10 protein-coding genes and 1 pseudogene are annotated in these 12909 nt (G+C 66.3%); 6 read left to right on the plus strand and 5 right to left on the minus strand.

What is annotated here, in order from left to right; genetic code table 11:
* Positions 1 to 24 precede the first annotated feature (24 nt).
* Together CX676_RS03420 and CX676_RS03425 are read left to right on the plus strand one after the other, a co-directional pair.
* Positions 25 to 1950: an acyl CoA:acetate/3-ketoacid CoA transferase gene (locus tag CX676_RS03420; protein WP_101751364.1), complete on the plus strand. Its 1926-nt coding sequence runs from the start codon at positions 25 to 27 to the stop codon at positions 1948 to 1950.
* A 92-nt stretch (positions 1951 to 2042) separates the two neighbouring features.
* Positions 2043 to 2864 carry an MBL fold metallo-hydrolase gene (locus CX676_RS03425; RefSeq protein ID WP_101751365.1) on the plus strand — a complete coding sequence of 274 codons (822 nt, stop codon included), beginning with the start codon at positions 2043 to 2045 and terminating at the stop codon, positions 2862 to 2864.
* A 147-nt stretch (positions 2865 to 3011) separates the two neighbouring features.
* On the opposite strand, the pseudogene CX676_RS03430 reads toward CX676_RS03425, so the two are convergent.
* From CX676_RS03430 to choX, 4 genes and pseudogenes are all read right to left on the minus strand, one after another.
* Positions 3012 to 4218, minus strand: a pseudogene (locus tag CX676_RS03430) (NAD-dependent epimerase/dehydratase family protein); the annotation flags it as partial.
* Between the two features lie 184 nt (positions 4219 to 4402).
* Entirely contained in the window at positions 4403 to 5434 is a 1032-nt protein-coding gene (gene choV / locus CX676_RS03435; RefSeq protein ID WP_101751367.1) for a choline ABC transporter ATP-binding protein, read from the minus strand.
* Positions 5434 to 6279 carry a choline ABC transporter permease subunit gene (gene choW, locus CX676_RS03440; RefSeq protein WP_101751368.1) on the minus strand — a complete coding sequence of 282 codons (846 nt, stop codon included), beginning with the start codon at positions 6277 to 6279 and terminating at the stop codon, positions 5434 to 5436. Before choW ends, choV begins: the two co-directional genes overlap by 1 nt.
* Positions 6280 to 6362: 83 nt before the next feature.
* Positions 6363 to 7304: a choline ABC transporter substrate-binding protein gene (gene choX, locus CX676_RS03445; RefSeq protein WP_101751369.1), complete on the minus strand. Its 942-nt coding sequence runs from the start codon at positions 7302 to 7304 to the stop codon at positions 6363 to 6365.
* Positions 7305 to 7397: 93 nt separating this feature from the next.
* On the opposite strand from choX, the gene betI reads away from it, so the two are divergent.
* Genes betI through betA form a run of 4 tightly spaced genes read left to right on the plus strand, consistent with a single transcriptional unit; the run spans position 7398 to position 11662 of the window.
* Positions 7398 to 7964 carry a transcriptional regulator BetI gene (gene betI / locus CX676_RS03450; RefSeq protein WP_101751370.1) on the plus strand — a complete coding sequence of 189 codons (567 nt, stop codon included), beginning with the start codon at positions 7398 to 7400 and terminating at the stop codon, positions 7962 to 7964.
* A 2-nt stretch (positions 7965 to 7966) separates the two neighbouring features.
* Positions 7967 to 9406: a betaine-aldehyde dehydrogenase gene (betB, locus tag CX676_RS03455; protein ID WP_198590322.1), complete on the plus strand. Its 1440-nt coding sequence runs from the start codon at positions 7967 to 7969 to the stop codon at positions 9404 to 9406.
* Positions 9393 to 10046, plus strand: coding sequence for a glutathione S-transferase family protein (locus CX676_RS03460; protein ID WP_101751372.1), 654 nt, complete (start codon positions 9393 to 9395; stop codon positions 10044 to 10046). The genes betB and CX676_RS03460 overlap by 14 nt, the downstream gene beginning before the upstream one ends.
* Positions 10046 to 11662 carry a choline dehydrogenase gene (betA, locus tag CX676_RS03465; protein WP_101754119.1) on the plus strand — a complete coding sequence of 539 codons (1617 nt, stop codon included), beginning with the start codon at positions 10046 to 10048 and terminating at the stop codon, positions 11660 to 11662. Before CX676_RS03460 ends, betA begins: the two co-directional genes overlap by 1 nt.
* A 170-nt stretch (positions 11663 to 11832) precedes the next feature.
* Here betA and moaA read toward each other — a convergent pair whose 3' ends face one another.
* Positions 11833 to 12837 carry a GTP 3',8-cyclase MoaA gene (gene moaA, locus CX676_RS03470; protein WP_101751373.1) on the minus strand — a complete coding sequence of 335 codons (1005 nt, stop codon included), beginning with the start codon at positions 12835 to 12837 and terminating at the stop codon, positions 11833 to 11835.
* Positions 12838 to 12909: the final 72 nt, after the last annotated feature.

Here is a 12909-nt window from a genome sequence, read left to right on the forward strand (position 1 = left end):
GGCGGGCAAGCGAAAGGGCTGCCCATGTCGAACAAGGTCGTCTCCGCCCGCGATGCCGCGGCGCTGGTGCATTCCGGCGATACCGTCACCACCTCGGGCTTCGTGGGTGCGGGGGTGCCGGACGGGCTGCTGAAGGCGCTTGGTGACCGTTACGCCGAAGATGGCGAGCCGCGCGATCTGACGCTGCTCTTTGCCGCCGGGCAGGGCGATGGCAAGGGCAGAGGCCTCGACCGGCTGGCCGCGCCCGGGCTGGTCAAACGGGTGATTGGCGGGCATTGGGGGCTGATCCCGAAACTTGGCGCCATGGCCGTCAGGGGCGAGATCGAGGGCTGGAACTTCCCGCAGGGTGTCATCAGCCACCTGTTCCGGGACATCGCCGCGGGAAAGCCCGGCACCATCAGCCATGTCGGGCTGGAGACCTTTGTCGATCCGCGTCTTGGCGGTGGCCGGGTCAGCGCGGCGGCGCAGGATGATCTGGTTGAGCTGATCCAGCTCGGCGGGGTCGAGCGGCTCTTCTATCACGCCCTGCCGATCCACGTGGCGCTGCTGCGCGGCTCGACCGCTGACGAGCGCGGCAATATCACCATGGAGCGCGAGGCGCTGATCCTTGACAACCTCGCGCAGGCGATGGCGGCGCGGAACTCGGGCGGCGTGGTGATCGTGCAGGTCGACCAGATCGTCTCGGGCGGCAGCCTGCCCGCGCGCGAGGTGGTCATCCCCGGCGCACTGGTCGACGCCGTGGTGCAGGCCCCGGCGGAATTGCACCCGCAGACCTATGCCAGCCAGTACAACCGCTATTTCACCGGCCGCTATCGCGCGCCCGAGGGTGGGGCCGCGCCGATGGCGCTGGACCTGCGCAAGGTCATCGCCAGGCGCTGCGCCTTCGAACTGCCGATCGGCGGGGTGGTCAACCTGGGCATCGGCATGCCCGAGGGGGTTTCGGCGGTGGCGGCGGAAGAGGGGCTTCTCTCTCACGTCACCCTGACAGCCGAGCCCGGCGTGATCGGCGGGCAGCCGGCCTCGGGTCTCGATTTCGGCGCGGCGATCAATACCGAGGCGATCATCGCCCAGAACCAGCAATTCGACTTCTACGATGGCGGCGGGCTGGACATGACCTGCCTTGGCATGGCCGAGGTCGATGGGCAGGGCAATGTGAATGTCAGCCGCTTCGGGCCCAAGCTGGCAGGGGCGGGCGGCTTCATCAATATCAGCCAGAACGCCCGTCGCGTGGTCTTTGCCGGCACGTTTACGGCGGGCGGGCTGGCGGCGCGGATCGGCGATGGCCGGCTGGAGATCGCAGCCGAGGGCCAGTCGCGGAAGTTCATCGAGGCGGTCGAACAGATCACCTTCTCGGGTGCGCGGGCAGGCCGCCTGCGCCAGCCGGTGATGTTCGTGACCGAGCGCTGCGTCTTTGAGTTGCGGCCCGACGGCGTGCACCTGACCGAGATCGCGCCGGGCGTTGATATGGGGCGGGATATCCTGTCGCAGATGGGCTTTGCGCCGATCTTCGGTGAGCCCCTGCCAATGGACCCGCGCATCTTCACCGATGCGCCGATGGGCCTGCGCGAGGAGATGCTGGAGATCCCGCTGTCGCGCCGCATCCACCTGGACCCCGACCGTCAGATCCTGTTCATCAACCTCGCCCGCATGGCGATCCGCGACGCGGGCGACGTGGCGGCGGTGAAGCAGGCGGTGGAGCAGGCGGTGGCGGGGCTGGGCCACCGGGTCGATGCGGTGGTGAATTACGACTTCACCCGCATCGACGAGCGCATCCAGCATGACTGGGCGGCGATGGTCGGCGATCTCGAGGACCGGCTTTACGGGCGGGTGACGCGTTATTCCGGCTCGGCCTTCCTGCGCCGCCGCTTGGGCGAGACGCTGGAGGCGCGGCGGCGCACCACCATCTATGAAAGCGAGGCGGCGGCGCGGGCGGCGCTGCGGGAGGGCTGAGCCTCACGCGGAAGTGAGCCGCAACGCGACCTCTGGTTGAGGGGCAGGGCGCGGATTTCGGGCTATCATCCCCGAAAGCCGGAGTGACGCCCATGCCCCAGACATCCGCCGTCATCGCCTTCCTCGCCTACCTTCTGGCCCTGCCCGCCGCCGCGCAGGATCGGCGCTACAGCCATTGCATCGCCATCGCCGAGGCCGCGCCGGGGATCGAGTTCCTGCAACAGGCCAGCTGGACCGACCCGGTGCCCGAGCGCAGCCTGCGCATCAGCTATGTCGATCATTCGATGTTCCTGATCCAGAGCGAGGGCGGCGTGGACATCGTTACCGACTATAACGGCTATCTGGGTCCGACCACATTCCGCCCCGATGCGGTGACGATGAATCGTGCGCATTCAAGTCATTGGTCGGAAAATCTCGACGGAATAGAGCATGTGTTCCGCGGCTGGTCGGAGCAGTTCGGCATCGGTGCGGATCATCATGCCGAGTTGGGAGACGTGCTGATCCGCAATGTCACCACCGATATCCGCAGCTTTGGCGCGGTCGAAGAGAACGGCAATTCCATCTTCGTTTTCGAGCTGGCCAATCTCTGCGTCGCCCATCTGGGCCATCTGCATCAGGAGCCGAGCGACGCCCAGTATGCCGCGCTTGGCCGGGTCGATGTGCTGATGGTGCCGGTTGATGGCAGCATGACCATGGCGCAATCGGTGATGATGCGCGTGGTCGAACGGCTGCACAGCTCGCTGGTCATCCCGATGCACTGGTTCAACGATGGCCGGCTCGAGGCGTTTCTGGCCGGCATGTCGGGCGAGTTCCGGGTCGAGCGGCCGGGGATCAGCGAGGTGACGGTTTCGCTTGGCACGCTGCCGCCGCAGCCGACGATCCTGGTGCTGGAGCCGCAGGGGCTGGTGGAGTGACCGGCCGCCTGCAGACCCCGCCCGGGGACAAGGGCGAAGCCCGCCCGGGCCAGCGCCGGCCCGTCCCCCGGGCAGGCGCTTTGGTGCCGCTGGTCCTGCATTCAGGCAGAAGAGGGGCTTGGCACCATAAAGCACATCGTTCCGGCCCCGGCAGCGCCTTCCCACGGGCCGGCGCTGGCCCTCTGTTCCGCAGTCAGCTGCGCCATTGCGACACGCAGGGGATCTTCTCCCGGTCCGCGCGCTCGGCATATTTCCGGGCGATCTCCTGTACCTCGGCCAGAAGCCCGTCCTGAAGCTTGATCGGCTCCAGTCCCAGACCGAGGAAACGGTCATTGGCGACGTGCAACTCGTTCTCGTCGGCCTCGTTCCTTGGGTTCTTCAGGAAGGCCACCTCGGCCCCGGTCTGATCGGCGATCATCTGCGCCAGGTCGCGGACGCGGTGGGTCTCGGTCATCTGGTTCAGGATGTTCACCCGCTCGCCCTTCTGCGGCGGGTTCGACAGCGCCAGCTCGATGCAGCGGCAAGTGTCCTGAATGTGGATGAAGGCGCGGGTCTGGCCGCCGGTGCCGTGGACGGTCAGCGGATAGTTCACCGCCGCCTGCATCAGGAAGCGGTTCAGCACCGTGCCGTAATCTCCATCATAGTCGAAACGGTTGATCAGCCGTTCATCCAGCCGGGTCTCCTCCGTCTGGGTCCCCCAGACGATGCCCTGATGCAGGTCGGTGATCCGCACCCCGTCATTCTTGTTGTAGTAGAAGAAGAACAGCTGATCCTGGGTCTTGGTCATGTGGTAGATGCTGCCCGGATTGGCCGGATAGAGGATCTCCTGACGGTGAGGTCCGTTCTCGGTTTCGACCAGAACATCTAGATAACCTTCGGGAATTTTCATTCCCGCTGTGCCATAGCCATAGACGCCCATGGTGCCCAGATGCACCAGGTGGATGTCCTGCCCGCTTTCCACGATGGCGGCCAGCACGTCATTGGTGGCGTTCAGGTTGTTGTTGACGGTGTAACGCTTGTGCCAGCTCGATTTCATCGAATAGGGCGCGGCGCGCTGCTCGGCGAAATGGATCACCGCATCGGGCTTTTCCTCGCGCAGAAGCGTCAGTAGCCGGTGGTAATGCTCGCCCACGGTGAAGTTTTCAAAGCGGATCTCGCGGCCAGTCAGTTCCTTCCACGCCCGGATGCGCTCGCCAAGCGGGCGGATCGGGGTCAGCGAGGTGACCTCAAGCTCCACGTCGATCTTGCGGCGCGAGAGGTTGTCGACGATCACGACGTCATGGCCGCGGGCGGAAAGATGCAGGGCCGAGGGCCAGCCGCAAAAGCCGTCGCCGCCGAGGATAATGATTTTCATGAATGGGGTTCCTTGTTCAACCGGGCGGGTCTCGGGGACCGATGGGGCAAGGCAAAGGGCAATGCGCAAGGCTCCGGCTGTGGTGCTGGGGGAATGCTTATCGCCGCGGTCCGGGCACCGCAACCTCGGCAGCCGGGCCGGGGGCCCGCTGCGCAAAATATCGCAAATCTGTCATTTTTCCCGGCTAGATCCGGTCCGAACCGCGCGGCGCGATCAGCCGGGCCAGCACGCCGTCGCGGGTGACGCGCCCGCCGCCCTCGACCGGCAGCGATGCGTGTTCCGCCAGCCGTCCCATCACCTCGCGCACCGGCAGGTCGCGGGGCAGCGGCGCCCCCTCGGCCTCGCCGGGTTCGACCATGTCCTCGGCGGTCAACACGCCAAGCGGGTTCATATGGGCGACGAAATCGGCGACATAGCCATTGACCGGGTTGGCGATGATCTCGCGCGCGGTGCCGATCTGGACGATGCGCCCGCCCTCCATCAGCGCGATGCGATTGCCCAGCTTGAAGGCCTCGTCGAGGTCATGGCTGACGAAGACGATGGTGCGCCGGGTCTTGGCCTGCAATTCCAGCAGTTCATCCTGCAGCCGGGTGCGGATCAGTGGATCCAGCGCCGAGAAGGGTTCGTCCATCAAGAGGATCGGCGCCTCGGTGGCAAAGGCGCGGGCAAGGCCAACGCGCTGCTGCATCCCGCCCGAAAGATCGCCAACCTTGCGATCGGCCCAATCGGTCAACCCGACGGTGGCCAGCTGCCGGTCCACCTTCTCGGCGCGCTCGGCGGGCGAGAGGCCCGCGAGTTCCAGCCCCAGCCCGACATTCTCGCGCACCGTGCGCCAAGGCAGCAGGCCGAATTGCTGGAAGACCATCGCCACCTGCCTCAGGCGGATATCACGCAGCGCCCGCTTTCCCGCGCCGGTCACCGAGGTCATGCCTTCGTCGGTGCGCACCCGCACCTCGCCGCGGCAGACATCATTCAGCGCATTGACCGCGCGCAGCAGCGTGGACTTGCCCGAGCCCGAGAGGCCCATCAGCACCAGGATCTCGCCCTGCTTCACTGACAGGCTGCAATCATGCACGCCCAGCACCTGCCCGGTCTCGGCCTTGATCGGCCCGCGCTCCAGCCCCTGGTCCATCAGCGGCAGGGCGCTTTCGGGCTTGTCACCGAAGACGATGCAGACCCGGTCGAATTCGACGGCATTCTCGCCCATTTCGGCCATCACCGATCCTCCATCCGCAGCATCCGGTCCAGCATGATCGCCACGATGACGATGATGAAGCCGGATTCGAACCCAAGCGCCGTGTTCACGCTGTTCAGTGCCCGGACCACTGGCACGCCAAGCCCCGAGGCCCCGACCAGCGCGGCGATAACGACCATGGACAGCGACAGCATGATGGTCTGGTTCAGCCCGGCCATGATCTGCGGCAGGGCGCTTGGCAGTTCGACCTTCCACAAGAGTTGCCGGGGCGTGGCGCCGAAGGCGGTGGCGGCCTCGATCAGCGACATCGGGGTGGAGGAGATGCCCAGATGCGTCAGCCGGATCGGCGCGGGCAGGACAAAGATCACCGTGGCGATCAGGCCCGGCACCATGCCGATGCCGAAGAAGACGATGGCCGGGATCAGGTAGACGAAGGTCGGCAGTGTCTGCATCAGGTCCAGCACGGGGCGCACCCAGGCATAGAGCCTCGGCCGGTGCGCAACCGCGATGCCGATCGGCACGCCGACCGCCATGCAGACCACGCAGGCCGACAGCACCAGCGTCAGCGACTGCATGGTCTCTTCCCAGTAATCCTGGTTGAGGATGAAGAGGAGGCCCAGAAGCACCAGCAGGCAGGTCTTCCAGTTCTTCTGCAGGAACCACGTCAGCGCCACGAAGACCCCGATCAGCACGAAGGGATGCGGCGTCTCCAAGAGCCAGAGGATGCCGGCGATCAGCGCGTTCAGCCCGTCCGAGATGGCCTCAAACAGCCATGCGGCATGGGCGTTCAGCCAGTCGAAAACCGCCTTTGCCCCCTTGCCGACCGGGATCTTGTGATCGGTCACCAGATTGGTCAGTTGCTCCATTCAGCGCGTCCCTGCTTTCCCGGTCTCGTTATGAAACCGGCCCGCGCGTCGCGGGCCGGTATGGTTCATGACACTGGCGGCGTTCAGCCTGCCAGCGCCTCGGTCAGCGCCGCCTTGGCATCGCCGCCGTCAAAGGTGGTCACGCCGTCGAGCCAGGGGGTGGCGGCGTCGGGATTGGCGGTCAGCCACTCCTTGGCGGCATCGGCCGGGTCGGCGCCGTCATTCAGGATCTTGCCCATCACCTCGTTTTCCAGTGCCAGGGTGAACTCGAGATTTTGCAGGAATTTCCCGACATTGGGGCAGGCTGCGACATAGCCGGCGCGGGTATTCGTTGCCACCTCGGCGCCGCCCAGGTTGGGGCCAAAGACCTCGTCGCCGCCTTCCAGATAGGTCAGCTCATGCGCGGCGTTCATCGGGTGGGGTTCCCAACCGAGGAAGACGATCGGCTCGCTGGCCTGATCGGCGCGGGTGACCTGCGCCAGCATCCCCTGTTCGCTCGATTCGACCACCTCGAAGGTACCCAGCCCGAACTTGTCCCCGGCCACCATGTCGAGCAGCAGGCGGTTGCCGTCATTGCCCGGCTCGATGCCATAGATCTTGCCGTCCAGCGCATCCTTGTGCTCGGCGATCTTCTCGAAGCTGTCGATGCCCAGATCCTTGCCGGCCTTGTTGGTCGCCAGCGTGTATTTCGCGCCCGTCAGGTTGGTGCGCACCGTGTCGACCGTGCCGGCATCGCGGTAGGGGGCAATGTCGGCCTCCATCGTCGGCATCCAGTTGCCAAGGAACACGTCCACATCATCCGTCGACAGCGCTGTGTAGGTCACCGGCACCGACAGGACCTTGATCTCGGTGTCATAGCCGAGCGCCTGCAGGATCGTCGTCGCCACCGCCGTGGTGGCGGTGATGTCGGTCCAGCCGACATCCGAGAAGACGATGGATTTGCAGTCCTCGGCTTCCTGCGACAGCGCCGGGCCGGCCAGTGCGGTGGCGGCCAGTGCGGCGGCGATGATGCGGGTGAGTGTCATGTTTATCTCCCTGTTTTGTTGATTGACCAGTCAATTAAAAACCTGATACGCGCTAAAGACGCAACTTTTTTCTTACGCCGGGGGTGTGATCCCATGCCCAAGCTCGGGGCCGAGCCTATCCGAAAAGCCGCGCTGATCAACGCGGCAATTGCTGCCGTCGGGCGGGCGGGCAGCCTTGATGTGACGGTGGCCCAGATAGCCCGCGAGGCGGGCATGTCCTCGGCGCTGGCGCATCATTATTTCGGCTCGAAGGACCAGATGTTCCTCGCTGCGATGCGCCATGTGCTGAACGGATACCGCGATTCGGTGCGTGATCGTCTGCCGGGTGGCGCCCCGCGCAAGCGGCTGGACGCGATCATCGCCGCCAGTTTCGACGAGCCGAACTTCCATCAGGAGGTGATCAGCGCCTGGCTGAATTTCTACGCGCTTTCACGGGTGAACGATCAGGCCGCGCGGCTGCTGACGGTCTATCACCGCCGGCTGCGCTCGAACCTGCTGGTGGCGCTGCGGCCACTGACCGACCGGCCCGAGCGGGTGGCCGACACGCTGGCGGCGCTGATCGACGGGGTTTACCTGCGCGCCGCCCTTGGCCGTGGCCCCGCCAATGGCGCGGCGGCGATCCGCATGATTGACGATTATCTGAACGAGACCCTGAAATGACCATTGAGACCCAGCCCAAGGCCAGCCTCTATATCGATGGATCCTTCGTCGAGGGGCAGGGCGCCGCCCTGCCGGTGCTGTTCCCCTATGACGGCAGCCAGATCGCGCTGTTGCACGAGGCGAGCGTTGCGCAGGTGGCCGAGGCCTGCGCCGCCGCCAGCCGCGCCCAGCCCGCATGGGCGGCGCTGGCCCCGGTGGAACGCGGCCGGGTGCTGCTGCGTGCGGCGGCGATCATCCGCGAACGCAACGAAGAACTGTCGATGCTGGAGACGCTGGATACCGGCAAGCCGCTGCAGGAGACGCTGGTGGCGGACTGGGAATCCGGGGCGGCTGCGCTGGAATATTTCGGCGGGCTGGCGGCGACGCTGACCGGCCAGATGATCCCGCTTGGCCGCGACTGGGTCTATACCATCCGCGAGCCGCTTGGCCTTTGCGCCGGGATCGGGGCGTGGAACTATCCCAGCCAGATCGCCTGCTGGAAGTCGGCGCCGGCGCTGGTCATGGGCAATGCCATGGTCTTCAAGCCCTCCGAGGAGACCCCGCTCGGCGCGCTGAAACTGGCCGAGATCTTCACCGAGGCCGGGTTGCCGGCGGGCCTCTTCAACGTGGTGCAGGGGCGCGGCGCGGTAGGCGCGGCGCTGACCACGGATGCGCGGGTGGCCAAGGTCTCGCTGACCGGCTCGGTCGCCACCGGCCAGCGCGTCTATGCCGCCGCCGCCGAGGGGCTGCGCCACGTGACGCTGGAACTGGGTGGCAAGTCGCCGCTGATCGTCTTTGACGATGCCGATCTCGAGGCCGCCGTGGGCGCCGCGATCATGGCGAATTTCTATTCCTCGGGCCAGGTCTGCTCGAACGGCACGCGGGTCTTCGTGCAGGAGGGTATCCGCGAGGCCTTTCTGGCCCGGCTGGCCGAACGTATCGCCACCGTCCGCATCGGCGATCCGCGCGACCCGGAAACGCAGTTCGGCCCGATCATCAATGCCGCGCAGGCCGCCAAGATCCGCGAGGCCATCGCTGCCGGTCAGGCCGAGGGCGCGCGGCTGGTGGCGGGTGGTCCGGGCGAGGGGGCCTTTGTGCCGCCCACGGTCTTTGCCGATGCCACCGACGCGATGGCCATCGCCCGCGAGGAAATCTTTGGCCCGGTGCTGACGGCGCTGTCCTTCGCCGATGAGGATGAGGTGATCGCCCGCGCCAATGCCACGCCCTATGGTCTGGCCGCCGGGGTCTTTACCCGCGATCTGGCCCGCGGCCATCGCGTCGCGGCGCGGCTCGAGGCGGGGACCTGCTGGATCAACGCCTATAACCTCACCCCGGTCGAGGCGCCCTTTGGCGGGGTGAAGCTGTCGGGTCTGGGGCGCGAAAACTCCGCCGCCGCCATCGAGCATTATTCGCAGGTGAAATCGGTCTATGTCGGCATGGGGGGCGTCGATGCGCCCTACTGAGCCGATCACCGTCTGGGGCCGCGCCGACAGTTCCAATGTGCAGGCCGTCATGTGGGGCGCGGCCGAGCTGGGCCTGCCGGTCAACCGCATCGATGCCGGCCATCGCTTCGGCAAGCTGGACACGGCCGACTACCGCGCGATGAACCCGCATGGCCGGGTGCCGACGCTGAAGGACGGCGATCTGGTGATGTGGGAAAGCTGCGCCATCCTGCGCTATCTCGCCAGCCGCTATGGCGATGGCGGGGCCTTCTGGCCGGCCGATCCGGTGGCGCGGGCGCGGGTCGACATGTGGGCGGAATGGGCCAAGCACGAGGGCGCCAACCATTTCACCTACCCGGTCTTCTGGCTGTCGTTCCGCACCCCCGAGGCCGAGCGTGACGCCCGGCAACTGGCCGCCAATATCGCCCGGTGGGAACAGTCGCTCGACATGATCGAGGCACAGCTGACCCGGCACGACTGGCTGACCGGGCCTGACTTCACCCTCGCCGACATCATCGCCGGCCACTATCTCTATCGCTGGTTCACGCTGGACCTGCCGCGCCGCCCGCGCCCCGTGGTCGAGGGCTGGTATGCACTGTTGCAGGACCGCCCGGCCTATCGCCAGCATGTGATGATCTCCTACGACGCGTTGAGGGCATGATGGCAGAGGCGGATTATGTCATCGTCGGTGCCGGTTCTGCCGGTTGTGCGCTGGCCTATCGGCTGGTTCAGGCTGGGCGTTCGGTCGCGCTGATCGAGTTCGGAGGCACCGATTACGGCCCCTTCATCCAGATGCCGGGTGCGCTCAGCTATCCGATGAACATGGCGCGCTATGACTGGGGATTCTCGTCCGAGCCCGAGCCGCACCTGGGCAATCGCCGGCTGGCAACGCCGCGCGGCAAGGTGCTGGGCGGGTCCTCTTCGATCAACGGCATGGTCTTCGTGCGCGGCAACCGCGCCGATTTCGACCATTGGGCCGACAGCGGGGCGGAAGGCTGGGACTATGCCCATGTGCTGCCCTATTTCAAACGCATGGAGACATGGCACGGCGGCAACGGTCCCTCGGACTATCGCGGCACCGACGGCCCGCTGCATGTGACGCGCGGCCCGCGCAAGAACCCGCTGTTCGATGCCTTCATCTCGGCGGGGGAACAGGCCGGCTACCCGCTGACCCCCGACTATAACGGCGCCGAGCAGGAGGGGTTCGGGCCGATGGAGGCGACCATCTGGAACGGCCGCCGCTGGTCCGCCGCCAATGCCTACCTGCGTCCGGCGATGCGCTCGGGGCGGCTGCAGGTGATCACCGGCTTCGCCCGGCGCGTGGTGTTCGACGGTGACCGGGCGGTGGGTGTCGAACTGACCCGCCGCCGCCGGACCGAGGTGATCCGCGCGCGGGCCGAGGTGATCCTGTCGGCCAGTTCGATCAATACGCCGAAACTGCTGATGCTCTCGGGCATCGGCCCGGCCGAGCACCTGAAGGACCACGGCATCGCGCTGCGCGCCGACCGGCCGGGCGTCGGCGCGAACCTGCAGGATCATCTCGAGATCTACATGCAGTACCGCGCCACCAAGCCGGTGACGCTGTTCTCCTATTACAACTTCTTCGGCAAGGGCCGGGTCGGTGCCGAATGGCTGCTGCGCCGGACCGGGCTGGGCGCCTCGAACCAGTTCGAAAGCTGCGGCTTCATCCGCTCGTCGGATAAGGTGGATTATCCCGATATCCAGTATCACTTCCTGCCCCTGGCGGTGCGCTATGACGGCAAGGCGGCGGCCGAGGGGCACGGGTTCCAGGCCCATGTCGGGCCGATGCGGTCGAAATCACGCGGCACGGTGCGGCTTGCCTCGGGCGATCCCGAGACCGCGCCCGAGATCCGCTTCAACTACATGTCCCATCCCGATGACTGGACCGAGTTCCGCGCCTGCGTCCGCCTGACGCGCGAGATCTTTGGCCAATCGGCCTTCGACGACTATCGCGGCGACGAGATCCAGCCGGGCGCGGCAGTCACGACCGATGCCCAGATCGACGCCTTCATCCGCGAACACGCCGAATCGGCCTATCACCCCTGCGGCACCGCGCGGGTGGGGGCGGCCGATGACCCCGATGCGGTGGTCGATCCCGAGTTGCGGGTGATCGGCGTCAAGGGTCTCAGGGTGGCCGACAGCTCGATCTTCCCGCGGATCACCAATGGTAACCTGAACGCACCCTCGATCATGAGCGGCGAGAAGGCGGCCGATCACATCCTCGGGCAGGGGATGCTGGCGCCGTCGAACCTGTAAAGGCCGCCCGCCCTGCAGGGGCGGGCGCGACTTTACCCGATCTTAATCCGGCTGTGCGAAGAGGGTGCCAGGGACGGGGGCGCAATCCCCGGATCCTTCGAAGCGAGGCACCCCACGGCCCCGGTTCCCCCTCGGGGGCTCTCGTGGGGTGACCTTTCTTCTGCGTGGCTTCAGCCGCCGGTATGGCTCATGTGGCGGCTGACCTGGCCGGCGACGGTCTGGCGGGAATAATCGAAATCATGGCCCTTGGGCTTGCGGCTGATCGCTTCGCGGATCGCCGCCACCAGCGCCGCGTCATCGTTGCTGGCGCGCAGCGGCGCGCGCAGGTCGGCGCGGTCTTCCTGCCCGAGGCACATGTAAAGCTCGCCCGTGCAGGTCACCCGCACCCGGTTGCAGCTTTCGCAGAAATTATGGGTCAGCGGCGTGATGAAGCCGATCTTCTGGCCCGTCTCGGACAGCCGGACATAGCGCGCCGGGCCGCCGGTCCGTTCGGCCAAGTCGATCAGCGTAAAGCGTTCGGCCAGCCGGGCGCGCAGGTCCGACAGCGGCCAATACTGGTCCAGCCGGTCCTCTTCGCCCATCTCGCCCATCGGCATGACCTCGATGAAGGTCAGGTCGTGGTCGTTCTCGGCGCACCACGCGACCAGATCGAACAGTTCCGGCTCGTTGAAACCCTTCAGCGCCACGGCATTGATCTTGACCCGCATCCCGGCGCGCTTGGCCGCCTCGATGCCGTCCAGAACCTGTGCCAGCCGGCCCCAGCGGGTGATGGCGGCGAACTTGTCGGGGTCGAGCGTATCCAGCGAGACATTGATCCGCCGCACGCCGCAATCGACCAGCTCACCCGCGAAACGCGCGAGCTGGCTGCCATTGGTGGTCAGGGTCAGCTCGTCCAGACCCTGACCAAGATGGCGCGAGGCCTGGCGGAAGAAATCCATGATGCCGCGCCGGACCAGCGGTTCTCCGCCGGTGATGCGCAGCTTCCTGACACCAAGGCCGATGAAGGCCGAGCAGAGCCGGTCCAGCTCTTCCAGCGTCAGCAGTTCCTTTTTCGGCAGGAACTGCATGTGCTCGGTCATGCAATAGGTACAGCGGAAATCGCAGCGATCGGTGACCGACACCCGAAGATAGGTGATCGGGCGGGCAAAGGGATCGATCAGCGGCATCATGTCCATAAGCTGACATGTAGTCGCGTGGCAGGCTTGGCACAAGGTTCCGCCGATCACGCAGCCGCCAGTGGACGCTTT

Source organism: Paracoccus zhejiangensis (assembly GCF_002847445.1).
GTDB lineage: Bacteria > Pseudomonadota > Alphaproteobacteria > Rhodobacterales > Rhodobacteraceae > Paracoccus > Paracoccus zhejiangensis.